The organism is Marinobacter sp., from assembly GCF_039977835.1.
Classification (GTDB): Bacteria; Pseudomonadota; Gammaproteobacteria; order Pseudomonadales; family Oleiphilaceae; genus Marinobacter.
The window spans coordinates 293708-319242 of sequence record NZ_JBDWCL010000004.1 but is presented as its reverse complement, the minus strand read 5'-3'; the positions used below and the strand labels follow the sequence as shown (position 1 = coordinate 319242).

Genomic DNA, 25535 nt, shown 5'->3' with positions numbered 1-25535 from the left:
GTTATAGAGCGTTGGGGTTTCGCAGGTCCGCCTTGAATTTTTCGTAAAACTCAAAGGACTCTTTAAGAGACTTTGCAGTCGCGTCGCCATCGAGTGGCACCACATCCATGCGGGCTTTCTGGGCGGCATCCAGAAACTTGGGATCTTTCACGGTTTTATCGAACGCCTCACGAAGCACCTTGACGACCTCCGGATCCATGTCAGGCGGTCCCGCCAGCGCGCGCTGAAGATCCAGCGGCGTCAACTCCGGGTAACCGGCTTCGGCGAACGTGGGTACGCCTTCAAGCGGGCTGGAATCACCCGTCACTGCAAGCGCTCTGAGATCGCCGGATTCAACGTACTTGGCCGCTGACGAAATCGGTGCCATCGCCGCATTACCGTCGCCACGGACCAGGGCAACCAGCGAGTCCGATGTACCTGAATACCCCGCCAGGTAAATCGGATTCTTTTTCTGGAGACCAAGGGCACTGGCAACAATTTGGGTGGCGGCCAGTACGGTAGATCCGTAACCAGTGGATGTGAAGGTTATCTCGTCAAGCTGACGCAGGTCCTCGACGGAAGTGATGTCAGAGCTTCCCGACACCAGCAGGACGTATGCCTGGGCTTCAATCCGTCCAATCCAGGTCATTTCCCGCAGGTCGTACTCCGCCGGCTCACCCAGGATTCGCGGCAACGCAAAACCCGGCAGGTTGATTATTCCGATGGTGTAACCGTCCGGGTCTGCGCGATACACCATGGTGGTTCCACGACGTCCGCCAGCGCCGGGAACATTGCGCGGCAATACGTTGACCTCACCGCCAAGATGTTCACCAAATTGCGGGGCAAAGGCCCGAACCGCGCGATCAAAACCGCCCCCCGGGCTGTAGGGAATAACGATGGAAACGTCTTCATCGGGGAAGGCGTGGGCGTTGAGGGACAGGCCAAATGCAAGGAGCAAAAGACTCAGAATTTTTGTTGTAAGTTTCATGGTGATACCTTTTTGTATTCGTAATGGCAATTGTGTTTGCGTTTACTGGGTGATCGCCGCCGTCACCGCAATTTTCACCTTGTGTTCGGCCGATGCGGGCTTACCCTCGACTGTGGCACGGGCCGGCGAGCAGCCGTCTGGCACCCATTCGTCCCAGACCTGGTTCATTTCCTCAGCGGTCCTGATATCCGCCAGCCAAACCGTTGCCGTCAGCAGGTTTCGCTTGTCCGTACCTGCCTCACCAAGCAGCCGATCAATCATTGCGAGCACATCCTGGGTCTGTTCAGCGACACTTCCACCCCGGTTTTTAAGAGCCTGCAAACCCGCCAGATAAGCAATGCCATTGTGAACGACAACACGACTTATTCGCTTACCGCTGTGTATCCGCTTTATGGTCATAGTTTGCTCCTTGTCTAATTTGGCAGCTATTGGAGTAGCCCGTGATCAGATCACAAACGATTCCAGAGCTTCCGGTGCAAAAAGATCTTCGGGCGTCAGTAACTGCTTCGAGAGCCCCTGCTCGTAGTGGTACCGTAGAAAAGTGGAAATCGTTTCCCGGTTCTCGTTGAAGCCGTACGACCAGAAATCCTCACCCAATTCTCGCCGGGCTTCCTCAACGTGGGCTGAAAGCCATGGCAACATGGTTTTGTGTGCCGCGGTTTCGTGCATGTCCTGATAGGTTTTTTTCTGGGCTTCTTTGAACGCCTTGAACAGCGACTGCGCGACCCATCGGTTCTGCTCGTAAACTTCACGCCGAATCACGACGCAATGCATGATTGGAAAGATGCCCGTACGTTTGTAATATTCCAGCTCGACAGCTGGGTAATCTTCAAACAGCCGCACTACCCGGCCGCTGCCGTCATAAAAGGTGGACGGTGCTCGCGCGGTGTGCAGCGCATCAATTTCACCATCCAACAGCATTCGTGCCAGAGTTTTGTCGGGCCCGATTCGCTCTACCTTGATGGTATCCGGCAGGTTGAGCTTGAGCTTCTCAGGGCGATTTGGCTCTTCTTCGCCACCGGTCATGTACAACACGCTCTCGACCGGCACCTTGTACTCGTCAGAAAGAATGCCGCGAATCCATACAGGGGCTGTCATCTGATATTCAGGAGTGCCAATACGTTTACCAACCAGATCACCGGGCTTACGGATACCGGCGTCTGCGTTGACGTAAATCGACGAGTGCCGGAAAAACCGTGAAGGAAACACCGGGATGGCAATGAACGGACGCTCTTCCGAAAACAGCGACACCACGTAGGACGACAGCGACATTTCCGCCGCGTCGAATTCCCGGTGACGCAACATTCTGAAAAAGGTTTCCTCAACGGGCATGTTCAGATAGTTCAGATCAATACCGTCTGGCTGAACACTGCCGTCCATCAGCGCACGCGTTCGATCATAGTCCCAGCATCCGAGTGATAGCCTAAGCTTTGACATACTTACCCTCGTGAATTCATTGGGCGTCGACCCATTTCGGGAACGCCGTTCCTATTCTAACAGTTTTAGTATCACACAGGTTTTATCGCAATACTGATCGCTTTATCGTTCAGAATCATATCGGAATCGATATGTCCGCAAGGTGATTTCCGGGCCGAAAGGCTCAGTTCCAGGCAATGGCAATGACGCCTGCAGTGGCAATGGTCGCAGCAATATAAGTTTCCAGATCCGGTCGAGCCTCGGTTCGAAAAACCACCACGGACAGAAAGGAGGCAATGAATATTTCCAGCGATGCAATCATCACAACGGTCGAGACTTTTTCGTAAAAGAGCGCAGCAAACAGAAGAATCTGGCCCAAAGAAACCGTGAAGGCGGCCAGCACGAGCCAGACATTCAGATTGCGGAACATATTGCGGAAGTTCACCCGATACTGGGAGACGAAGATGGCGGCAATCACGAAAAACGTGAAACCGGATACGGCGCTGACCATGGTTCCAAACGCCGGTGCAGCCACCAGAAGCAGGCCATATTTGCGGGTTATGTACGCGAGCGCGTAGGACAGGGCCGACCCCACGCCCCAGCCGTAGCTTGCCAGCGAGGGTGGCGCCGCTTGCGCCTCGATATCGGCCGCACTGCGCTGAAATGACCGGCGGATCAGCAGCCCGAATGCCAACGCAATACCGACAATACCAAGTCCGTCCAGGCCGGTAATGGGCTCGCCCAAAAGGGCAAACGCGAACAGCACGGAGAAGAAGGGGTTCAGCCGTTTAACGGCACTTGCGCGGGTGACTCCCAGTTTACGAATCGAGGCAAACAGAAACGTACGCCCGAATACCATGGCCAGTATGCCGGCCAACACAAACCAGCCAATACCGGCCCACCATTCGTCCGGATTACCGGTACCCAGGCTGCCACCCTCGAGGGTCAGCCAGAGCAGACCGGAAAACACCATGGTGACCAGAACAGAAAACATCACACCCCGGTCACCACCGCCGCTCGCGCCCTTGGAAATAAACACGTTGCTGCACGCAAAGGCCACTGCCGACAGCAGCGCCAATAGCTGTCCTGTTAGCGCGTCAGACATCGGAATATCGATCCATTTGCCCGCGAGTGTTGGTCATAGGAGCCCGGATCATGGCCACTGCCAACCGGCAATATCCACCAGCACCTGCGGCAGATCAAGGTTGGCGAGGATGATCTCAGTGCTCAGCGTGAGCGCGACAACACCGCCCATGGAGAGCAGGACACCGAGGTACACCCATAGGCCGAATACTTCGTGTTCACGGTTGATCAACCAACCGAACAACACACGGAAAACGGCGGACGTGGATTGGATCGGAGTGACCACCGTGACCGGCGCAATCGCCAGCGCGGTATACCTGAGCCCCTGCGACAGGCCAACCAGAGCCCCAGCCAGGGAGAACCATTTGGCCGCTACCGGCTGCATTGACCGGATGTGTCCCCACTGTTTTGTGACCAGAATGATAACGCCTACCACAATTGCCGCAGCCGTATAGGAAATCAGGCCGCCGGCAATGCTGAAGCCCGGCCCCTGATTCTCCAGGCCCATGCGCACCAGTACCGGGCTGATGCCGTATCCGGTGGCAGACAGCAGTGCGAAGGTGTAGCCCTCGGCATAATTGGGCTCAAAATCCGGCAGTTTTGACTTCTTCGGTTTATCTGACGACTCGCCTTCGTCCGCGTCCTTGGCTTTGGGCTTTTTCTTGTGCTTGGCGCGACTGGTGGCGACGACGCCACTTACGATCAGCACGATGCCCAGAATCTTGAGCGGTGTCAGGGTTTCGCCCAGTAGCAGTATCGCCAGAATCAGGGCGATAATCAGCTGCGCCTGTTTCCAGGGACCGGACAAGTTGCCGCCAATAGCTTTGGTAGACCGGTAATTACAGTAACGCCCCCAGACAAAGTGCATCACCCCCGCTGCGGCCAGCCAAAAGTAGCCTTCGGCAGGGAACGACCACAGCTTGTCAATATGACCGGTGGCTATACCAGCCAGCAAAAACAGCGGCACACCCATCGGAACGGTGATGGCCAGGGCCTGAAACACCGAGCCACTTAAAACGCCTCGTCGCAAGGCTGCGTTATTAAATCCAAAACTGGCGGCGGCCAGGATCGCAAATACACCACCTAGCATAGCTGTCTCCCAATAATCCGTGATGACCAGCAAGGCGGGTCGCCCGGCTGGGATAACTGCGTGTTACCGCGCTTCCATATACTCTTCAATTCACTCGTCAATTGCCCAGAGGCCGGTCAATAACGGACGTTTATGTTCTTTTCCTGGGTAAAGCTGCGGATCTCGCTGGTGTCATGCTCCCGGCCGATACCGCTGTTTTTCACGCCGCCGAAGGGCGCGCCTTTGAAGCGCTTGCCTCCATGGCCATTGATCCAGACGTATCCCGCCTCAATCTCGTCGCCAATGCGCAGGGCCGTTGAGATGTCATTGGTCCAGATGTTGGCGCACAGGCCGTATTCCACACCGTTAACCTGTTCCATCATTCTGGCTTCGTCGTCCCAGACCAGAATGCTCATAACCGGGCCAAAAATTTCTTCGCGGGCGATGGTCATGTCGTGGGTGACCTCATCAAACACTGTGGGCTCAATAAAATACCCATCCGCCAGGTCTTCACCCTTAGCATGGCCGCCGCCGGTCACAAGTTTGGCGCCCTCGGATTTCGCCGAGTCGATGTAATGCATAACGCGATCATAGTGCTGGCGCGTGACGACCGGGCCCATCTCGGTATCGTCTGCGTCCGCGTGACCGACCTTGATTTTTTCCACTCGTTTGACTACCTCGCTGACGAATTCGTCGTGCAGATCACGATGGACAAACACTCGGGAATTGGAACCACAGGACTGCCCCTGTGAGCGGGTGAAGTTCATGCCCGCGACTGCCGCATCGGCGACCTTCTGCACATCAACATCGGGATAGATAATCAGCGGGTTCTTACCACCCAGTTCCAGGCTGAGCACCGCAATACCCGCCTGCTGGCTGATCAGATTTCCAGTGGCGACCGAGCCGGTGAATGCGATTCGGTGAATGTTGGGGTGAGACACCAGAGAAGCCCCCGTAGTAGCCCCGTCACCGGTGATCACGTTGACCACGCCGGGCGGCAAGTGCTCCTGAATCAGTTTGCCGAACAGCAAGGCGCTGAGGGGCGTCTGGTCGGCAATTTTCATCACCACGGTATTGCCTGCGATCAGGGCAGACGCAATCTTTCCCACTGCGAAGGAAATCGGATGGTTGAATGGAAGAATGCGGGCCACCACGCCAAAAGGTTCCAGGCGGGTATAGTTGAGGCCACCGCCCGGGGTCGGAACGGTCTGGCCCTTCAATTCCATCCCCATATTGGAGAAATGCTCCAGCAGACCGGCGCCTTTATTGGCATCGTCCACCATCGCCTGGTAGGGGTTACCGCAATCCAGCGCGTCGAGCATGCCAAACATTTCCGCCCGCTCGCGGACGGCGCGGGAAAGCGCCTTGAGCATCTTGCCACGTTCATCCACGTGGAGTTTTTTCCAGCCGGGAAACGCCGCCTTGGCCGAAGCCACAGCGGATTCCACATCCTCCGCTGTGGCAAAAGGCACGTCGGCCAGGGGCTGATTCGTTGATGGGTTGATGGTGGTATAGGTCTTTCCCGACTGGCTCTTTACGAACTTCCCGTTGATGGTCATCTGCCATCCTTCGGTCTCTCGTTCTGCCTCTTCCAATACGGTCTTTCCGTATGCTTTCAGATTAATGGCCATCCGCTCGTTCTCCCTTCATTTAGCCTGAGTTACAACATCCACCAATACGGAACGGCGCTCGTTTTTCACGATTGCGAGTGCCTTTTTCAACGCTGGCGCGATGTCTTCAACGTTTTCAATCGGGCCGATACCGGCAACGCCCATCGATTCCGCCATGGCCGCAAAGTCCACCGGTGGGTCAACAATCGTGGTACCGATCGAGGTGCGCTCAACATTGCGGCCGCGATGACGGGCAATGTTGATCTGGTGTTCCTCAGAGTTGTAATAGGAACGGTTATTGAACATCACGATCAGTGCGGGCAGTTCGTGGTGGGCCAGGGTCCAGAGTCCCCCCGGTGTAAACAGAAGGTCACCGTCGGACTGAATATCCACCACAATTTTTTCCGACCCGCGGTGGGCCAGGCAGGCACCGATGGTGGCACCGATGCCATAGCCGAGGCCGCCGCCACCGGAGGCACCCAGATACTGGCGCGGGGAGCTCATGGTGAAAATCTTCTGCACCCAGCCCCTCAGGTTGCCATTGGCAAGCACGAAGTCTTCGTCCTTCAGCAAGGTCCAGAGTTCGTCCGCCATGACCGCCGTGGCGATCGGCGTCTCCGTGCGTTTCTTGACCGCCTTCTGTTTCCACTGCTCGCGCAGGCTGGCGTGCCAGTCGGTAACCGTCTTGCGGCGAGACTCAACCACGGCAGGCAGCGGGCGGGCGGACAGAGCCTCTCGCAACACCGGCAGCAGAACCTGAGTGTCCGCAAGAATGTTCATCTCCGTTGGGAAGAGGCGCTGGAAATCCGCGGACCAGGCACGGGTGGTATAGTCCATCAGGCTGACCGCAAAGACCCGGGCGGATGGCTGCAGTACCGGTTCCGTGGTACGAATCGTGCGCTCGATTCGCGACAGGGCCCCGTACAGATCCTTCATGTCCAGAGCGATCACAACGTCGGCCCGTTCCAGAACCTCGAAATTGGCGCCACTGAGATTCATCGGATGGTCGGTCGCCATATTGAATCGGCTACCCTGATCAATCACCGGAATCGCCCAGTCCTCAGCGAGCTGAGCCAGGGCGTGAAACGCTTCATCGGACCGGGCCGTGTAATCGGCGATAATGACCGGCCACTTGGCGCCCTCCAGCGCTTCAACCAAACGCGCGGTGACCGCCGGCGAAGGTCCTGGGGGCGTCCCTGGCGAATAGGCCTCAGGGCCGGGCGGGTTAGTCAGAGCAGGAACGCTATCAAGCTCTTCCTGTTCAATCGGCGCTTCCTGAAGCATCGCATCGAAACAGACATAGACGGGCCCCGCCGGTTCGGTGACCGCCAGACGGTGCGCCCGATAGATGGAATCGCTAAGGCTTTGAACCGATGCTGGCTGATCATCCCATTTGACGAAATCCCGAATCAGATTGCCCTGAACCAGCGCCGTATGAAGCCAGTCCGAGCCAGGCCGCCGCTTCTCTACCGGCATGGGTCCGGTGCCACCAAACAGCAGGACCGGGACCCGGTCACACCAGGCATCGTAAATTGCCATGGTCGCATGCTGCAGGCCCACCACATTGTGGATAGCCGCCGCCATGACTTTACCGGTTGCCTTGGCGTAGCCGTGGGTTATGTCCACCGATATTTCTTCGTGGGTGCAAGTGATCAGTTCGGGCATTTCCCGGTGCGGATGGTTAATCAACGAATCGTGCAGCCCCCGGAATGAAGCCCCCGGGTTGAGGGCAATGAAGGGCACATCCAGGTTAGCGATCAGCTCCGCCATCAGGTCCGAGCCGTAGCGCACCGTTTTATTGTCTGTCATTTTGAATACCTTTTACTTAATAGGCAGCCAACTCTCATCCCACCGGGCTGGTGAAGTAATAGACTCCCATGCCCTGAACGAATATCAGGTAAACGCTCAGCGCAAAGAACAGCGAGTACAAAACGGACAGCAGCCAGCTCTGCTTGATCATGAACTTGAGATAGAGCAGGAACGAGATCACGGTGGCGGCAATCACGCCGGTGAAATAGATCGCCAGCACAAACAGCACCATCCAGGCAATGAACAGGTAGTTGCCCTTGAGGCCGAAGCCCTCGTTGTCTGCGGCGTTGTCCATGCCTCCCTTTTCTGTATCCGCGAACGAGAAGCGCGTGCCGAGGGCGGGGAACAGATCACACGCAAACTGGAACCCCGCCAGAATCAGCAGAGGCACACCGATCACCCTGGGAACTAGGGCGGCATCGGACCGGAGATCGAATGTATGGAACAGCACAACCGACGTAAGCGCGCAGATCAGAAAGGAAAACGCGGTTCTTGCGTTAAGCTGCATCATGAGAGCCTCCGAGCACACGCTTGACGGCGTTTAATGTCCGCAGCCACGGCCATAACAGCGAAAGCACTGTCAGGCCGAGCAACGTAAGGGAGATGGAGCGGTTAAAGAACGCTTCCCAGCCAAACGCAGCCATGGTCTGGTGATAGGAGGCTTCCACCAACCCGCCCAGCACCAGAGCAATGATCAGCGCGATGCGGGAATAACCGAACTGTTTCATCAGAATACCGATCAGCCCAAACAGCAGCGCAATCACCACATCCCAGTATGAGCCTCCGACCGCGTAGGCACCCACAAAAGAGATCGCAACGATGCCAGGTGCCATCAGGGTTCCGGGAATTTTGGTCACAATCGCCATGCGTGGGCCGATCAGCAGCGATACTGGCAAGGCAACCACCTTGCTGACAATCGCGACGGCGATCAGAAAATAGGTCATGTTGAGGTTGGTGGTCAGCATTTCCGGCCCCGGCGTCAGGCCATGCATGATGAGCCCGCCGATCAGTACCGCCATGGCGGCGCTACCGGGAATACCAAAGGCAAGAGTTGGCAGCATGGCGCCACCCTCTTTGGCGTCATTCGCCGCCTCTGGCGCAAGCACGCCCTCAATAGCCCCTTTGCCAAAGCGCTCAGGAGTCTTGGAGGTCTGTACCGCTGAGCCGTAGGCCATGAAGCTGGCCACCGCACCGCCGACACCGGGAATCATGCCCAGAAAGATACCAGTCAGCGAGGACCGGACAAACAACCAGCGGTGATGGATAAAGTCTTTCAGGCCCTCCATAAAATCAGTTTTGATCTCACGATCGTACTCGCCGGCAATGGACGACTTCTGATAATAAAGCTGGAAGGCTTCGGTGATCGCAAACAGGCCGATGATCACCGGCACCAGTCCCAGCCCGTCCCATAGGTGGAAGGAGCCGAAGGTAAATCGCGACGAACCCATCAGAGGGTCGGTGCCGATAAAGGCCAGCATAAAACCGACCAGTGCCGAAATAATCCCTCTAAAAGCGCTGCCCTGCGTAACCACGGCAATGACGGTCAGACCGAAGATCGCCAGCATGAAGAAATCCGGGTAAGTAAACGCAAGTACGAGGTTGCGCGCCAGCGGAAGTACAAAATAAAGCACCAGGAATCCGAAAATGCCGCCAATGGCCGATGCCAATACTGCCACGGTGATGGCCTTGCCGGCCTTACCCTGTTTGGCCAGCGGGTAACCGTCAAAGGTGGTGGCTGCGGCGGTGGCCTCCCCCGGCGTGTTCAACAGAATAGAGGTAATGGCACCGCCATAGGTCACGGTGCCGTACGCCGATATCAGCAGTACGATGGCGGCATCGGCATCCAGACTGAAGGTCAGCGGAATCAGCAGAGCCAGCGCAACACTGCCACCAAGCCCCGGCAGAATGCCGATCAATAGGCCCAGTACGACAGCGCCGAGCATCAGCAACATCAGGTACGGTTGCGACAGTAGCGTGACGAACTCGTTGAGAAATTCCAAAGGACAACTCCTAAAAAAGTCAGAACATTAAAACACGAACGGTAGGATCAAGGGCCCGCCTGACTGCACGGTACCCACGCCGGTCTTTTTATTACTGCTAGTTTTTGTTGCTAGCCCACAGGCGGCGTTCAGTTTGTCTCCGATTAGTTCAGAAATCGTGTCTTTGTAGTCAATAAAGCCTTTGACCGCGCTGTTAACCACTTTGGAGGTGGCCGCACCGTCGAGGTACTGCACCGACACTTCCATTTTTTCAACACGCTCGACAAAGTCTGGATTTTTGACCGACTGAGCAATGGCCATTTCCAGAGCCTTCACGACGCTGTCCGGGGCGCCGCCAGGCCACCCAGAGTGAAAATGCCAATGGTGTAGCCGTCCGGCCTGGCACGGTAAACATGGTTGGCTGCGACAACGCCACCGGCCCCCGGCATATGCCGGACTAGCACGTTAACGTCGCCACCCAGCTGCTTTTCCAGTACCGGGGCCAACGCCTGCGCCCAGCTGCTGTATCCACCACCCGCGTTATAGCCCACCACCAGTTCGATATCAGGCTGGGGAAAGCTGTCCTGCGCTGCTGTAGCGCCGGTCATAACCGAGGCCGCCAAGGCAACGGCGCAGGACAGCGCACGCAGTGGGCTCTTCATCGTTATTGTTTTCACGGGCCTGCCTTTTTGTTGTCGGTTGTTGGCTGAGCATTCTGTCTAACGTGAACACGTCGATGGCACGCCGCGTTAGCCCATGTATTTCTTTACCGTTTCGGAATTCAGCACCACAGATGGATCGTATTCCGGTGCATCTTCAATCTGCTCAAGGTCGTTCAGGCCGCAGTATTTGTAGATGCGATTGATCGCCGAAATCAAACGTACCGGCCTGTCCGGATTGGCGTTAAAGTGCTGGTGAATGGTATTTGGCGGAATGTAGATCACGTCGCCCGCTTCCCAGTCAAAGCGCTTTTCTTCGGCCTGTGGCCGCCAGTGGTAGGTGTCAGTAATTTCTACATCGCAATCGGTGTGCAGATCATAGCCCTCGCCTTCCAGCACATAGAGGCACTCTTCCGCTAAATGACGGTGCTTGCCCGAGCGGCTTCCCGGCGGGATGATCTGCATGTAAACGTCCACCGTTTCCATGCGGGTGTTCATTTCTTCGTTGATCAGGTGCTTCAGCAGGCCCTGACGAGACATTTCCCAAGGCATTTCAGACGGTTTGACAATCTTCTTGCGGTGGCTGTCCCGTTCCGGTTTTTCCGTCGCGTCGTCCAGCAGGTGCTGATAAAGGGGTTCTGAAAGATCACCCTGAGTCCATTTCGTTGCTTCATCCCACGCCATAACACTCACTCCAATTTAAATAGGTTAACGATTACTTATCGCCTTCTTCGCGCGCCTCGAATCCCACACCTTCCGGTGTCGGTTCAGTCGGGCGAGGGATGACCTGCTTCTGGAACAGCATGTTCATGAACATGTACATCGGCTTGGTTTTGATCACCAATGCTCGCGCAGGCAGGTTCTTATCGGCGTTGAAGTGCTGGTGCACACAGTTGTTGTGGACGATGGCAACGTCCCCGGCTTCCCAGTCGTAACGAATGTTGTCGTGCACCTCGTAACCCTTGCCATCGAGAATATAAAACGCCGCCTCGTTCACGTGCCCGTGCTTCTGGGACATGGCGCCGGGGCCGTACTCTTCAAGGTGCAGGTGGAAGGTCTGGGTAATTTCATCTTTGGGCTCGACATAGTGCTTGCTGAAGCACTGAGGCCCGTCAACAAATGAAATTTCACGGCCTTTTCTGACTCTCGGCTGGGCTCTCAGTTTCGCCAATTCTTCGCTAAGGCTGTACTGACCCTGAATGCCGCGAACGAAGATACGGTCTTTCTTGCTGTGGTACTGGTCTTCTATGCTCATTCGTAAATCCTCATGCTTGTTGTGTCAGCCAGTCCCCATTCGATTCTGAGGCACTGGTGAAATCAATTAATCAGTCGGGATCATAAGAACCGGGTAAGATCCCTTAGCGCCGGGAAGACGTCGCCGATCACCGACGACGGCCAATTCACGTTGATGCCCATATGGAAAACGCCGTAGGAAAACAGCACGGTTCCGAGGGCGGTCAAGAACGCCAGGCGCACGCTCTCCTTACCTTCAAGTGCTGTAAACGCGAAGATGAACACGAAAATGGCCGGTAGAAACCCAATCAACCAGATCAGGACAGTGAAACCAAACAGCCAGCCAACAACCTTGGCCAAGCGACCGGGCCACTTATCCCCAAGCGCGCCAGCGACGGTAGCCTCACCACCTACCTGCCTGGTGAAGGTCGATGCCATGAACGACAAAGCCGTGCAGCCAATGGCGACGCTTAATGCCGACAGAGGAACAACGCGGTCGTTAAAGGAGAAATCGCCGGCTTGCACCCAAAGCACACCGAAAACAATCAGCAGGAGCCCGGAAAACAGCGAATTCGGGGTCACGCGCGGCGCACACCAGATGATGCCGCCCTTGGTCTCGCCTCGCTCCATGAAGGTCTTCTTCAACCACGGACGGGCGCCCTGAAATAAGCCCCAAACAGTCAGGGCAATCAGCAATATCACCAGCGGGCGAGTAATCCATTCGAAACCCGAGCCGGTTTCCGAAGTGCTGAGGGACGTATTGACCGATATCCACAGGTAGCGCTCGAAAATTTCGCCCAGGACAAAGCCCAGCAGCAAAGGCGGGCGTGGCCAGTCCAGTTGTTTCATTACCCAGCCAATGGCACCCACGCCCAACAGGATAATAATGTCACCCCAGCTCGCCGAGCCCTGATAGGCACCGAGGAAAACCACAACACTGATGACGGGGACAAGGATTCCGAACCGCACCAACGCAACCTTGGCAAACTGATCCGCAAAAATCAGGCACAGACCGGCACCCAGGATATTAGCAAGCGCAAGGCTCCAGATGATGCCGTAGGTGATATCGAGGTTAGTGGTCAGCATGTCAGGGCCGGGGACCAGACCGTGCATAAGGAACGCACCCAGAAGCAGCGCCATCGAGGCACTACCCGGTACACCGAACGCAAGCGTTGGCACCAGCGAGCCGCCAGTCTTGGCGTTATTGGCCGACTCGGGACCGATCACCCCACGAACATCACCAAAACCAAAGCGCTCCGTGTTTTTCTCGCTGCGCTTGGCGTGGCCATACGCCAGCCAGTCTACGACCGCCGAACCCAGGCCCGGTACCGCACCCAGACCGGCACCGAGAGCGCCACACCGGATGGTTAACCACCAGTTCTTGAAAACATCACGAATGCCTTGCACCTGGCCACTGCGACTCGACTTGGCGGTTTCTTCATTGCGCGCAATTTTGGTTCGCGAAATCGCCATATCGATCAATTCGGGCAGTGCAAACAAACCCAATGTCAGGGGTACCAAAGGCAGGCCGTCCCAGAGATAAAGCTGGTCGAAGGTCCAGCGCAGAGACCCGCCCTGGCTACCCAGACCGATCATGGCAATAACCAGTCCTATCGCGCCAGCCGCAATACCTCGCATTGGCGCCTTGCCGCTGAGTGCCGCTACCATGGTCAGGCCGAGGATGGTCAGCATGAACAGCTCTGGCGAACCGAAGTACAACATCATTGGCCGAATAACGGGAATCGTCATTGCCAACAAGACGGCACCGATCACGCCGCCCAGTAACGAGGCCATGTAGGCGGCACCAAAGGCCCGGCCGGCTTCGCCGTTTTTGGCCATGGGAAAGCCATCAACGACCGTTGCCGCAGACCCGCTGGTACCGGGCACGCCGAACAGGACCGCCGGAATCGTGTCAGACGTTGTCGTTACGGCACCCATGCCTACCAGAAATGCAAACGCAGCCAGGGGATCCATGGTGTAAGTAAACGGAATTAGGATGGCGAGCCCAACAATGCCTCCGAGCCCCGGAATAACACCGATGCCCAGGCCCAAGAGAACCGCTACCGCAAGAATCATCAAGCGGGTCGGATCCATCACCATTTCTAGCGCGCCAAATGCTGCTTCAATCATCATCCAACCTTATTGTTATTTTGGGGGTCTTTCCGTTACCCGTTAAATGGTCGCCCTTATTTCTCAAAGCGCGTTAAGTCAATCTGCAATTCAGTGCCGCCGTCAGGCCGGGCTAACCGAAAACCGCCTCGATTATCGAGACGGTTTTTTCAGCCAGAGTCGTCTGATCAGAACTCGACGCGAACACCTGGCTCAACCATCCAGAGATCATCCAGACCAAATGCATTGCCTGCGCTCAGGTAAGCAAGGTCCAGATACAGCCGGATACGCGCCGCTTTGATGGGCGACACTTCCCAGCGGTTGATGATGTTGAACTCCGTACCCAGATAGTTATCACCATTGTCGTTATCTTCTGACAAAGCCAGATAGGACGCAGTAGCCAGGACTTCCCAGACAGGATTGACGTTAAAGGTATTGCCGGCCTGAATCAGAGTGACGTTACCGATCCCACGACGACCCTCACCGAGCCCACCAACACCGGAGGTCGAGATGTTTTCAATAAAGCCCTCATCCAGCAGCATTTTGGTTCCGCGGAAGTCAGAGGCGAACTCCTGAAACTCGTTTACGTCGTTGTCCGTGGCATCATCATCACCGGAACCCCAGGCAAAAAGTAAATGCGGTTCGTGGCCAGCCAACTTGGTTGACACTTCTGCATACACAGCCTGGCCTTTGTATTTTTCGCCAGTGGTAGCCTCACCAAACTGCTGATTAAACTCAAATTGCGCTTTAAAACTACCTAACTTTCCTTTCCATCCCGCCGCCAGGTTATACAGATCACCAAAGTCGTCACCATCTGCCGCGTCGAGCGTCGGTGTGCCTTCGCCGGTCTGTTGACCAAGGGCCTGAGTCATATAGAAATCGTTAAGCGCTGCGGTCACCCAGGTTAACTGGCGGTCTTCGCTAAACGAATCGCCGTACTCGGTAAAAATGGCGGTACCGGCTTCAGCCCTCACGCCGCTACCAAAACTGTAGTTGTAGCGAGCCATGGTGGAGTCTTCGCGGAAAAAGAGCCGAGTCTTGCCTTCGAGGTCCGGGCGATAGACACCCACACGGGCCCGCGCTTTGTCGCCTTTCCAATCAACATAAGCAGAGCGAACTTCCAGATCACCGGTCTTGCCATCGCGAACTCGGCGAGAGCTTTCGTCGGCAAGTTTGTCCAACTCCATCTCGAAGTACCCGCTCCATTGCTCACCTATTTCCGCACCGATGCCGAACTCTACTTCGTTGTCGAATGTGTCGTAGCTATCACCATTGCTTGCGGGATCTTCCCGTAGTATCTCCTGTTCAATTTCAATGGCCGTGTGAGTATAAACCTTAAACTTTTCTGCTCCCGAAATTGCAATGGATTCATGCATTTTTTTTACTTCTTCAAGTGACTGAGGACTATCCATATCATAAAGATTGATGTCCACTGCATAGACGCTGGAGGTTGATGCAGCCATCACGGCCAGCGCGATTGGAGTCATTTTTATCATTTTCATGTTAAAGCCCCTTCTTTTGTTTTAATTAGCTTCATTACTTGAGCATTGAATTGCTCATTCTCATTGCGACCAACACAGCACTCTTCAATCGCAAAATTCGGACAAACCCCAACTATTCACGCGCCATCTGGCAGCGAGTAAACAGCGTTAGGCGTTTTGGTTACGCTTACAGAAAATCTGACACTGGCTGCCTGAAAAGACGTTGGCAGCAAGACTACTGTTGTGGCAGACAGAACCATTTCTGAAGACTTCAACATGATGACTGCCTTATTTTTATAGTTATAAAAGCTTGCTGTTGTGGCCGGGGCGGTCGGCGTAGCCGAACCAACCCCTGTTTACACTGCGCTACTCTTTCAGCTTTCCAGTGGTTCAGTCCTCCGGTGGCACCCAAAGATCTTCGAAACCTTCAGCCGGCTCGAGCTGATCGAACCAGTCGAAGCCGATCGCCTTCATCATTCGGCTGTTGATGACCACCACCCGAGCTTCGTTTTCAGGGTCAGAATTGAAACGTTTGTGGGCGCAGTAAGGTGGGATATAAATGAAATCACCAGGGCCCCATTCAAACTTCTTGGGCTCGGTTTCCCATTCCCAGACGAACGCTTCTTCACAGCGAAACTTGACGTCGTAGTGCAGGTCATAACCCTTGCCTTCAATCACAAACGCAACCTCCTCCGACAGGTGACGACTGGTACCGGTTGCTTTATTAGCGGCGATAAACTGCATGTAAATGTCGATGGCACATTCTTTGGTGTTCATGCCCTCATTGATGATGTGCTTGATGAGGCCGTCGGCGGAACGCTCCATCGGCATTTCACTGTGCTTTACAACGTTTTTGCGTTCCTGATACTCCCGCCGGAATTCTTTGGATGCCTCAAGGGCCTTGGCGTAGAAGTCTGCGCTGATGTCTGAACGGGCGCGCTGGCGCTCGATATCAGAAACGAAAGGGGTATCTGTACTCATTACACTTCCTCACAATATTGACGAGTGGATCCAGGCTTAAAGTGACGCTGGCGGGGTGTAGTCTTCCTGCCCTGGCACCGGCTCTTTCGGCGGAAACTCAACCACTTCCTGGAAAATCAGATGCATGAACAGGAACAGCGGCTTGGCTTTCATGATCAGGCAGATGGACTCGTTTTCGGTGTCATCAGAGAAGTGCTGGTGTACGCAGCCGTTTTCCACAATCAACGCATCGCCCGCTTCCCAGTCGATCCGGCGACCGTCGTGAACGTCGTGACCCTTACCCTTCAGAACGAAAAACACCGCGCTGTTCATGTGTCCGTGACGCTGGCCATGGCCACCGGGCGCGAAGGCGTCCACGTGGGTTTCAATCGACTGAGCAATTTTGGCGGCCTGCGGATTAATGACTTTTTTGCCAAAGTTCTGGGGCCCACCTTTCCACTTCAGATCCTGAGTTGGATAGATGCGCGGCTGATTGAACAGCTCTGACATCAGCTCTCCGTATGTACCTTCAAGTGCGCGGACAAAAGTTCTCTTCTTTGTCCATCTCTCCCAGGAGACCTCTTGTTTTTGTTCTGTGCTTGTATCGCTCATCACTTACTCCTTCGTCTCTACTCGGTTTGGGCGCGCCGTCAGCAACAGAAAATAAAGCACGCTACATCCAACGGTACAACGTTCCACATAACAGAACAAGGTCTAGCGACCCATTAGTTTGGTTAAAAAGCAACCTACTCAACAACCATTTCAGAACAACTTCGGCCGCTGAATCATTTGATCCTTCTGCCATCGGCCAAAAGTCGTTATGAAGTCTTAATCTCAATATCGGATACGAGCTTCGGCATGTAAATTGACGATTTGTTGTTTTCCTATTCCGAAAACGGAATGCAATAACGAGCAGACAGGAACGCTTGCTGATCGCGTCAAAATCAGCAAAAAGGGTCTTGTGGAAGGGCACAGAGAAGGTGGGCGCAGCTAAGAACGCTGCACCCTGTTATTTTTGCGCTGGCAAGGCTTGGTCGTGCCCTGACCGTCTATGCAGGCACCTTACCCAGGAACTCAAGAATACGGGCGGGAGCGGTTTCCTCCGTTTGCTGATCCGGTAAAACATCCCAATATTCAGCACCGCTACAGCACTCTTCCAGGTATCGGGCAGCAGACATTGAATGCGCCGCATCCCGGCCGGGAATGATCAGTGTTGGGATATTCAGTTGCATCAGATCTTCGGGCTCAGCCCCTGGAGCCGTATCGCGATCAACCAGAGTGCGAGCCAGGCCGGCAATGACCAGCTTGTAGTTGGCAAGGTCATGCTTGGCGTAGTGGTCTGCAAAGTCGTCGTCACGGCGGATCACCGGCCCCCAGGGCCCTATCCTGGGGTCCTTGCCAAAGCCGTCAGTGGTCGTGCGGGCCAGCTTGACCACACCGTCCAGGCCGTGCTCTTCCACATAGGCCAGATGAATCGAGAACCGTCGACTGGCGTTCATCCGGAAACCAGCGCCGCCTACAGGCCAGTACTGCACCATGCTCAAAACCATCTCCGGGTGCATCGTTGCGAAAGCCGCCACAGGGCAGCAGCCCATGCAACCACCCATCAGGTGCGCCGCTTTATAGCCAAGATGGTCCAGCAGCCCTTTGCCCTGGGCCACATAATCGGCCCAGGTAATTCGCTGAACGCGCCCACCGGATTTTCCGGTTTCACGTCGGTCAAAAATGATACAGCTATAGCTGGCTGGCAAATGATCGAGCAGTTTGATTTTGGCGTAAACGCCCAAATTTGACCATTTGTCCATCGAGGCATCGAAGCCGCCGGGAGCAAACATCAACAACGGCGAACCGCTACCAATCACATCGTACTCTGTCTTTATTCCATCAATCACAACAGAAGGCATATCGAACTCCTATTTGTTAACCGGTGGTGCACCTTTAATTTGTCGAGCGGCCTTAACGTCCTCGCTGAAAGCGGAAATGGCGTCATAGGTTATCTGCGCTACGTTTGCGTAGGTCTCAATGTCATCATCCAGGTGTTTGGCGGAGTATCCAATCGCGGCATGGCCCATGCGCACACGCCCATCAAGCCAGGGCCCTCCGCCAAATCCACCAATCACCGGAATATCCACGGCAGCGGTTGCGGCCGGTCCCACAACCGGGCCAGAGTTGGTAAAATCAAGCAATACAGCGCCCGCCTTCTCAAGCATTCTGGCTTCTTCGACCAGGCGCTCTTTCATGGCTTCGGGCACCTGGGCACCGGCCTTCGACATTGCGGAATACTCCATTCCGTACTGCAATGCGGTCTGAGGGGTAATGCCGAACTGCGCCCAAACCGGAATACCGGCGCGGGTCAGGGCGGTTACCGCTTCTGGAAAATCGGCGGCGCCATCCAGCTTGATCATGTCCACGCCCGCCTCTTTAACCAGGCGAATCGCAGCCCGCACTGCGGCATCAACTCCCTCCTGCAGAGGTCCATAGGGGAAATCGACACTGACCAGCGCCCGTTTGGTGCCACGGCGAACCGCCTGAGCCACGGTCACCATCTGATCCATCGTCACCTCCAGTGGATTGGGCTGGCCCCAGAGGTTAATGCCCACGGTGTCACCGACAGACAGAATATCCACGCCCACCCGGTCCACGATTTTGGCCATCTGGTAATCCCAGGCCACGATACCCACTATCTTTTCTCCCGCTTTCTTCTTTTGCTGAAGCATCGGGATGGTCACTTTATCGCTCATATCAGTTCCTCTGAAATCGTGTCTGGTGGGGTTACAGGCCCTTCGCTTTCAGGGCAGCGTCCAATCGCGGATACACCCGGCGAACGTTGCCTTCAAAGACCTTTTTCCGGTCTGCATCGGACAAATCCAGCGCATCGATATAGCGCTTGGTGTCGTCAAAATAGTGCCCTGTTTCCGGGTCAATGCCTTTCACCGCACCGAACATCTCAGAGGCAAACAGAATGTTGTCGACGTCAATGACCTTGAACAGCAGTTCAATACCCGGCTTGTGATACACACAGGTGTCAAAAAACACATTGCGCATGATGTGCTCGGTCAGCGGCGGACGATTCAACATATCCGCCAGCCCCCGGTATCGGCCCCAATGGTAAGGCACCGCGCCGCCGCCATGGGGAATAATCAGGCGCAAATCCGGGAAGTCCTTGAACAGGTCGCCCTGGAGAAATTGCATGAATGCGGTGGTGTCGGCATTCAGGTAATGGGCACCCGTGGCGTGAAAGTTGGGGTTGCAGGACCCAGACACGTGAATCATGGCCGGAACGTCCAGCTCCACCAGCTTTTCAAAGAACGGGTACCAGGCCTTATCGGTCAAAGGCGGGCCACTCCAATGGCCGCCTGACGGGTCCGGGTTCAGGTTACAGCCCACCATCCCCAGTTCCAGCACGCAGCGTTCAAGTTCTTCGATGGAGTTCTTGATTGGCACATTGACCGACTGCGGTAACTGGCATACCCCAATAAAATTGTCTGGGAACAGCGAGGTAACACGATGAATAAGATCGTTATTGATTCGTGTCCATACCTTGGACACGTCTTCATCGCCCACGTGATGGGCCATGGCCGACGCTTTGGGGGAAAAAATGGTCATGTCGGCGCCACGCTCACGCAGCGCTTTCAACTGGTTGTTCTCGATGGACTCGCGGATTTCATCATCCGAAATATGCGCCAGATCGGGCTTTGGATTCGACGGATCCTTGAAATAGGCAATTTGAGCGTCGCGATAATCCTGAAGCTGCTGGGGCGCTGTTGTGTAATGGCCGTGGCAATCGATGATCATTCAGTGTGTCCTCTTCTCGGTCGGGGAATCCCCGTCAATCTTTCGGTGCGCGATCAAGGTAAACCAAGCCTTCTTCTTTTAACCTCGGGCGCATGTTGTTCATGTCCAGACCCAATTCGCCCGCGGCGTATCGACGGCGTATCTCGGCCTCTTTTTCTTCCCGCGCTTTGGATCTGGCAAGCACCTCCGATGCTTCCGCCCGGGCGACGACCACCACTCCGTCATCGTCGGCAACAATGACATCACCCGGGTTGATCAGCTGTCCGCCACAGACCACCGGAATATTCACGCTGCCCAGGGTTTCTTTGACGGTGCCCTGCGCCGAAATACATTTTGACCAGACCGGGAAACCCATTTTCTTCAGGTCGGCGATATCGCGGCAGCCACCGTCCAGAATCAGGCCTTTCACCCCCCGCACTTGCAGAAGTGTGGCAAGCAGGTCACCAAAATAACCCGCATCGGAGTAGGACGTTGGCGCAACGACCATGATGTCTCCCGGCTGGCATTGCTCGGCGGCAACGTGGATCATCCAGTTGTCGCAGGGAGCAACCGAAACCGTGACCGCGGGGCCGGAGATGTGCGCGCCGGAATAGATCGGATTCATGTAAGGTGCGAGAAGCCCTTTGCGACCCTGGGCTTCATGCACCGTTGCGACGCCGTATTCGGCAAAGGCAGGCGCTTCTTCGGCCCGGTCGATGTTCTGAATCACTACGTTCTTCACAGTATTTTCTCCAATGGCTCGTCGATCTGACTCAACTAATCCTCGGCGCAGCCCAACAGGCCAGCGCGCAATTCGGCGTGATTGAGGTTTCGCCCAATGAACACCATCTGACTTCTTCGCTCCTCGTCCGGAGCCCAGGGACGCTGAAAATCACCCTCGACCATCATGTGCACCGCCTGGAAAACCAGTCGGCGATCATCTCCGGCGGCGTTCACAATACCCTTTGCTCGCAGGATGTCCTGGCCGTTCTCCGCCAGGTAATCATTCAGCCAGTCGGACAATCGCTGGGCGTCCATGGGGCGATCGCTTTCGATCACCAGGCTGGTCACCGACGAATCGTGGGTATGGTCGTGACCGTCGTGACTCTCGCCGTGCGCACCGTGCGCGCAGTGCTCGTCGTGCACATGACCCGGCTCACCATGACCGGGGTTCAGAAACCCCGATTCAAGCCGGGTGATCCGCTCCAGGTCGAAGCTACCTTTGCCAAGCAGATTCTCGAGCGGCACATCGGCCCGGTCGGCGCGATAGATCGGGGCAAACGGATTGATGGCTCGCAACGCTTGCTCAATGCTTACCAGTTCCTGGGCGGACACCAGACTGACCTTGTTAAGAACGATCTGGTCAGCAAAGGCGAGTTGCTCTTCCGCTTCAAAACTCTGCTTCAAGGTAGGCTGTATATGCTTGGCGTCGACAACCGTGGTAATGCTGTCCAGGGCCAGACGATCCTGCAGATTGGCATCGACAAAGAAGGTCTGAGCGACTGGGCCCGGGTCTGCCAGGCCAGTCGTTTCAATAATAATCGCGTCAAACTGCTCCGAGCGTTCGAGCAGGGAATACAGAGTTCGGATGAGGTCTCCCCTGACGGTGCAGCAGACGCAGCCGTTGTTCATTTCGAACAGCTCTTCGTCTGAGGAGAGCACAAGGTCGATATCGATACCGACCTCGCCAAACTCATTGACGATCACGGCGTAACGCTTGCCGTGATCACCGGTCAGGATGCGGTTCAGCAAGGTGGTCTTGCCTGCCCCCAGAAAACCGGTGAGCAAAGTCACCGGGATACGCTCACTGTACATCGGCCCTTCCGCGCTCACTTCCAGGGCATCAGTGAAACGTGAACGACGCCTTCCTCGCCCTTGCCCGCAACGGCGTTGATCGCTTTGTCCGTATCTTCCAGCCCGAAACGGTGGGTTGTGAGCAAGTGCAGCGGAAAGCGGTCAGACGCCAGTTGTTCCAGTGCCAACTCGCAAGAGCGATAGTTATGGCCCCGGGCCGACTTGATGGTGATGTACTTGGTAGCCACCTTGCCCAATGGGAAGTTCGGGAAGTCAGCCATCTCACCCTGAATCAGCAAGGTGCCACCCTTCCGCTTCAGCGCTTCGATACCCAGCATGACCGGGATGGTGCCAGCACCCGCGGTGCAGTCCAGCGCCACATCAACGCCTTTATCGTTGGTGATTTCCTTGATGCGCGCGAGCGGGTCTTCCTCATCGACTACGATGGTGTAATCGGCACCGAGTTTCAGCGCGGTTTCCAGACGCGCTTTGTCCCGTGATGTTCCGGTGATGATAATCAGTGAAGCACCGGCCTGCTTACAGGCAACCACCTGCGACAGCCCCTGCTGCCCCGGCCCCTGGATCAGAACGCTGGAGTTGTACCCCACCTCACAGTCAAACAGTGCCCACTGAATGCCGTTGGCCATGGGCGTGACAATGCCGGCAAGTTCCGGTGATACACCGTCCGGCACCTTGTGAATGACCGCATTCCAGGGCAAGTACATGTATTCGGCAAAACCACCCCACAAGTGCGGCGCACGCTCGGCTGAGGTATAGCCGTAGCGGATGGCATCGGGGTTGCCGCGCCAGTCAGTAGCCGGGCACAGACGGTATTCGCCCGCATGACACCATTCACACTGGAAGCAGGGCACGTAATGCTCAACAAACACCAGGTCACCCTCTTTCACGCCCTTGCGCGCCATAAACTGGCTTCCAGCATTGGTGATATACCCAATGTTTTCATGGCCCATAATGACGGCATCGTCGGACGGCGGCTTGCCATAAAGTTTAACGTCGGTGCCGCAGATGCCCGCGACCTCCACCTTCATAAGAGCCGCGTCTTCCGGCACGTCCGGCATCGGGTATTCACGAATTTCGGTCTTGTTCGCAGCAGTGCGGACAGCGGCCCGTACTTTATTTGTCATTATGGTTCTCCGTTTATTTCAGCAAAGGCGATTGGGGTAGCATACCAAGCGATCTTTATTCTTGCAAAACAATGTTCCGTATACAGGAACATTATGGTAGAACTGTATTAACGCACCAAGGAGCCATTCGCATGTTTCAGTCGTTCAGAAAATCAGCACGTGAGCGCAGCGCCATTGCGCAGGTCGGCGACTGGACGAAAGCAAGGTTCAACCTCTCCGACCAAGCCACCGTGATGGTCGCTGAAGTCAACTGCCAGGTCCCCGGATGCCCGCCAGTAGAGACCGTTATCGCATTCTGGACGGATCCGGAAACCCGCTATCGATTCAAGGTTTTCAAGCCCGTTGCTGAAGTCGTCGAGGACGATTTGCCGGTCCGTTGGCTTTTGCCATCGCTGCTTGATGAAGACGACCTGGGTTGCGACTGCTGCTAGCGCGCATCCTGAAATACGGAACAGCGTTCCGTTTTGCCTTATGATTGGTGTAAACTCAGCCAAGATCAACCGTCGTTTCCATTTTTCAAAGCAGTCAAAACAAGAACCAGGAAGATCATCATGAACAACAAGTCGCATCCACTGAAAACGGTCACACGCACACAGGGTAACAATGCCGCGCTGAAAGATGGCCGCGTCAAGCCAGATGGTTTTACGTTTGAATTCGAGGAAGTTCCCGTGTTGCCACAGGCGTTTCGACGCATGGTGCGCACACTGGAATTCGATGTCAGCGAAATGGCGCTGACGACTTATCTGACCGCTCGCGAACACGGCGTTGAGCTCACCGCGCTACCCATTTTTCTGGTGCGGGGCTTTCACCATGGCGCGATCCTGCACAACGTGAAGGCTGGCATAAAATCGCCCAAAGACCTGGAAGGTAAAAAGGTGGGAGTCAATCGCGGATACACAGTGACCACTGGCGTCTGGGCTCGCGCTATCCTTCAGGACCAGTACGGCGTTGACCTGGATAAAATCACCTGGGTCCTATCTGGCGACGAACACGTTCAAAGCTGGCAGGCGCCGGGAAACGTCGTTCCACTGGGGGATGACAAAAACATGGAAGGAATGCTGGCCAGCGGTGAGATCCCCGCAGCTATCGGTGTAAGCTCCGACCATCCTGACGTACAGCCACTGATCGCAAATGCCACAGAAGTCGGCCTGGAAGCCCTGCGCGCGTCAGGGCACTACCCGATCAATCACCTGGTGGTGGTCAGAAACGAAGTACTTCAACAGCATCCAGATGTTGCCGAGTCCGTATTCAATGCATTTGCTGAATCCAAACGACTCTATCTTGAGCAACTCAGGGCCGGCAGCATCGCAAAACCCACCGCAATCGACCGGCTACACGCCCAGGTGATGGAGGTCATTGACGACCCCCTGCCATATGGCATCGAACCAAACCGAAAAATACTTGAGGAACTGATTGACCACGCCACTCGCCAAAAGATTCTCCGCAAACCCGTTCACTTGAACGATGTATTCGCCAAAGCAACCTGGAATCTGACGGGCTAGCGGTCATACCCTGGTTTTTGCGCCTTTGCCTCATCCCTTACCGCATGCATGAACAATTGCATTGCCGGTGACGGGATGGTGTCCGCGCGAATGGTCAGCCCCACTGGACCAAGCGTCTCTTTGGTATCCAGAGGCAAGGCCTCCATTACACCCAGACCAATCTGTGGCGCAGCAACCCCGTGGGAAATGATCCAGATGGCGTCAGTCTGACGGACGTATTCCTTGCCGAAAGCGCCTGAAATCACCTCAATGACGTCTGGCAGTTCGCCCACGCCCTCCGCCAGCAGTATCGCTTCAGCGGCTTTGGCAATGATCGAGCCTTCCACCGGAAACAGCACCGTGTAATCGCGTATGTCCATAAAGCTCAACCGCTCTTTACTGAGCAGCGGATGGCCTTTGCGAACGGCAAACACAATACTTTCCGAATACAGATGTTGAAACGACAACCCCGACATTTGGGCAGGTTCAGCCAGGCGGCCCACCACCAGATCCAGATCTCCGACCCGCAACTGTCCCAACAGAAAATTATTTGGCGCAGACACCAGTTTCAGGGTGACGTCCATGCCCAGAGTCCGGAAGCGGTCGACCGCCTTGGGCAGTATACTGGCCGCTACCGTAGGCAGAATCCCAATCGACAGCCTGGTTTTGCCCTTCATCTGGGCCTGGCTGATACTTTCCGCCCCTTCACGCAGAGCGTTGACGCTAGCACCGGCATACTTGAGAAACACCTCGCCAAAGCCGGTCAGCGTGACACCGTTCTTACTTCTTTCCATTAACCTTACGCCCAGCATTTCCTCTAGCTCTTTGAGCTTCTTGGACACCGCCGGTTGGGACAAGGACAGGGCATCGGCAGCGCGACCAACGCTGCGCTGGCGCGCCACTTCAAGAAAGCATTGCAGATGCCTGAACTTAATTCGGTTATACAGCATAAGTTTTTTATCCGGT

Annotated in this window: 26 protein-coding genes; 2 read left to right on the top strand and 24 right to left on the bottom strand. The window is 55.5% G+C overall.

Translation table 11 applies throughout. The features are described from left to right. Position 1: 1 nt before the first annotated feature. The 23 genes from ABJM11_RS01920 to ABJM11_RS01810 all read right to left on the bottom strand — a co-directional run bounded on the left by ABJM11_RS01920 (position 2) and on the right by ABJM11_RS01810 (position 23088). A complete protein-coding gene (locus ABJM11_RS01920; RefSeq protein WP_348294649.1) occupies positions 2–967 on the bottom strand; it encodes a tripartite tricarboxylate transporter substrate binding protein in 966 nt (321 codons plus the stop codon). Between the two features lie 42 nt (positions 968–1009). Next, entirely contained in the window at positions 1010–1366 is a 357-nt protein-coding gene (locus ABJM11_RS01915; protein ID WP_007155378.1) for a RidA family protein, read from the bottom strand. A 45-nt stretch (positions 1367–1411) separates the two neighbouring features. Beyond that, positions 1412–2404, bottom strand: coding sequence for a 4,5-dihydroxyphthalate decarboxylase (locus tag ABJM11_RS01910; RefSeq protein WP_040474785.1), 993 nt, complete (start codon positions 2402–2404; stop codon positions 1412–1414). A gap of 163 nt (positions 2405–2567) precedes the next feature. Further along, on the bottom strand, positions 2568–3488 hold the full coding sequence (locus tag ABJM11_RS01905; RefSeq protein WP_348294646.1) for a DMT family transporter: 921 nt from the start codon (positions 3486–3488) through the stop codon (positions 2568–2570). A 48-nt stretch (positions 3489–3536) separates the two neighbouring features. Further along, the gene (locus tag ABJM11_RS01900; RefSeq protein WP_348294645.1) at positions 3537–4556 is read right to left on the bottom strand and encodes an EamA family transporter; all 1020 of its coding nucleotides are present in this window, start codon (positions 4554–4556) and stop codon (positions 3537–3539) included. A gap of 116 nt (positions 4557–4672) precedes the next feature. Next, the gene (locus ABJM11_RS01895) at positions 4673–6166 is read right to left on the bottom strand and encodes an aldehyde dehydrogenase family protein (protein ID WP_348294644.1); all 1494 of its coding nucleotides are present in this window, start codon (positions 6164–6166) and stop codon (positions 4673–4675) included. Positions 6167–6181: 15 nt separating this feature from the next. Next, the gene (locus ABJM11_RS01890; protein ID WP_348294643.1) at positions 6182–7954 is read right to left on the bottom strand and encodes a thiamine pyrophosphate-dependent enzyme; all 1773 of its coding nucleotides are present in this window, start codon (positions 7952–7954) and stop codon (positions 6182–6184) included. 34 nt (positions 7955–7988) lie between these two features. Beyond that, positions 7989–8465: a tripartite tricarboxylate transporter TctB family protein gene (locus tag ABJM11_RS01885; protein ID WP_348294642.1), complete on the bottom strand. Its 477-nt coding sequence runs from the start codon at positions 8463–8465 to the stop codon at positions 7989–7991. Next, the gene (locus ABJM11_RS01880) at positions 8452–9954 is read right to left on the bottom strand and encodes a tripartite tricarboxylate transporter permease (RefSeq protein WP_348294641.1); all 1503 of its coding nucleotides are present in this window, start codon (positions 9952–9954) and stop codon (positions 8452–8454) included. The genes ABJM11_RS01885 and ABJM11_RS01880 overlap by 14 nt, the downstream gene beginning before the upstream one ends. A 27-nt stretch (positions 9955–9981) precedes the next feature. Then, positions 9982–10269 carry a hypothetical protein gene (locus tag ABJM11_RS01875; RefSeq protein WP_348294640.1) on the bottom strand — a complete coding sequence of 96 codons (288 nt, stop codon included), beginning with the start codon at positions 10267–10269 and terminating at the stop codon, positions 9982–9984. Beyond that, positions 10266–10610 (bottom strand): tripartite tricarboxylate transporter substrate-binding protein, encoded by a 345-nt coding sequence (locus tag ABJM11_RS01870; RefSeq protein ID WP_348294639.1) that lies wholly within the window; start codon positions 10608–10610, stop codon positions 10266–10268. Before ABJM11_RS01870 ends, ABJM11_RS01875 begins: the two co-directional genes overlap by 4 nt. 72 nt (positions 10611–10682) lie before the next feature. Next, complete coding sequence (locus ABJM11_RS01865; RefSeq protein ID WP_348294637.1) at positions 10683–11276, bottom strand: cupin domain-containing protein; 594 nt, start codon at positions 11274–11276, stop codon at positions 10683–10685. 31 nt (positions 11277–11307) lie between these two features. Continuing rightward, positions 11308–11847, bottom strand: a complete 540-nt coding sequence (locus ABJM11_RS01860) for a cupin domain-containing protein (RefSeq protein ID WP_348294636.1) — start codon at positions 11845–11847, stop codon at positions 11308–11310. An 80-nt stretch (positions 11848–11927) separates the two neighbouring features. Continuing rightward, entirely contained in the window at positions 11928–13955 is a 2028-nt protein-coding gene (locus tag ABJM11_RS01855; protein WP_348294634.1) for a tripartite tricarboxylate transporter permease, read from the bottom strand. 167 nt (positions 13956–14122) lie between these two features. Continuing rightward, the gene (locus ABJM11_RS01850; protein WP_348294633.1) at positions 14123–15436 is read right to left on the bottom strand and encodes a hypothetical protein; all 1314 of its coding nucleotides are present in this window, start codon (positions 15434–15436) and stop codon (positions 14123–14125) included. Between the two features lie 369 nt (positions 15437–15805). After that, the gene (locus ABJM11_RS01845) at positions 15806–16396 is read right to left on the bottom strand and encodes a cupin (protein ID WP_007153206.1); all 591 of its coding nucleotides are present in this window, start codon (positions 16394–16396) and stop codon (positions 15806–15808) included. Between the two features lie 36 nt (positions 16397–16432). Next, on the bottom strand, positions 16433–16885 hold the full coding sequence (locus tag ABJM11_RS01840; RefSeq protein ID WP_007153207.1) for a cupin domain-containing protein: 453 nt from the start codon (positions 16883–16885) through the stop codon (positions 16433–16435). Positions 16886–17424: 539 nt separating this feature from the next. Next, positions 17425–18279 (bottom strand): alpha/beta hydrolase, encoded by an 855-nt coding sequence (locus ABJM11_RS01835; RefSeq protein WP_348294632.1) that lies wholly within the window; start codon positions 18277–18279, stop codon positions 17425–17427. A gap of 9 nt (positions 18280–18288) precedes the next feature. Further along, positions 18289–19116 (bottom strand): 3-methyl-2-oxobutanoate hydroxymethyltransferase, encoded by an 828-nt coding sequence (locus ABJM11_RS01830; protein ID WP_348294631.1) that lies wholly within the window; start codon positions 19114–19116, stop codon positions 18289–18291. A 31-nt stretch (positions 19117–19147) separates the two neighbouring features. Continuing rightward, the gene (locus ABJM11_RS01825) at positions 19148–20170 is read right to left on the bottom strand and encodes an amidohydrolase family protein (RefSeq protein ID WP_348294630.1); all 1023 of its coding nucleotides are present in this window, start codon (positions 20168–20170) and stop codon (positions 19148–19150) included. A 34-nt stretch (positions 20171–20204) separates the two neighbouring features. Beyond that, positions 20205–20891, bottom strand: coding sequence for a 4-carboxy-4-hydroxy-2-oxoadipate aldolase/oxaloacetate decarboxylase (locus tag ABJM11_RS01820; RefSeq protein WP_007153211.1), 687 nt, complete (start codon positions 20889–20891; stop codon positions 20205–20207). Between the two features lie 35 nt (positions 20892–20926). After that, positions 20927–21964, bottom strand: a complete 1038-nt coding sequence (locus tag ABJM11_RS01815; RefSeq protein ID WP_348294628.1) for a GTP-binding protein — start codon at positions 21962–21964, stop codon at positions 20927–20929. 14 nt (positions 21965–21978) lie between these two features. Next, positions 21979–23088, bottom strand: a complete 1110-nt coding sequence (locus tag ABJM11_RS01810) for a zinc-binding dehydrogenase (protein ID WP_348294627.1) — start codon at positions 23086–23088, stop codon at positions 21979–21981. Positions 23089–23219: 131 nt separating this feature from the next. Here ABJM11_RS01810 and ABJM11_RS01805 point away from each other — a divergent pair, with 131 nt between their 5' ends. After that, on the top strand, positions 23220–23519 hold the full coding sequence (locus ABJM11_RS01805; protein WP_348294626.1) for a hypothetical protein: 300 nt from the start codon (positions 23220–23222) through the stop codon (positions 23517–23519). Positions 23520–23639: 120 nt separating this feature from the next. Continuing rightward, positions 23640–24590 (top strand): ABC transporter substrate-binding protein, encoded by a 951-nt coding sequence (locus tag ABJM11_RS01800; protein WP_348294625.1) that lies wholly within the window; start codon positions 23640–23642, stop codon positions 24588–24590. Here ABJM11_RS01800 and pcaQ read toward each other — a convergent pair. Next, entirely contained in the window at positions 24587–25519 is a 933-nt protein-coding gene (gene pcaQ / locus ABJM11_RS01795) for a pca operon transcription factor PcaQ (RefSeq protein WP_348294623.1), read from the bottom strand. The genes ABJM11_RS01800 and pcaQ overlap by 4 nt on opposite strands. Between the last annotated feature and the right edge of the window lie 16 nt (positions 25520–25535).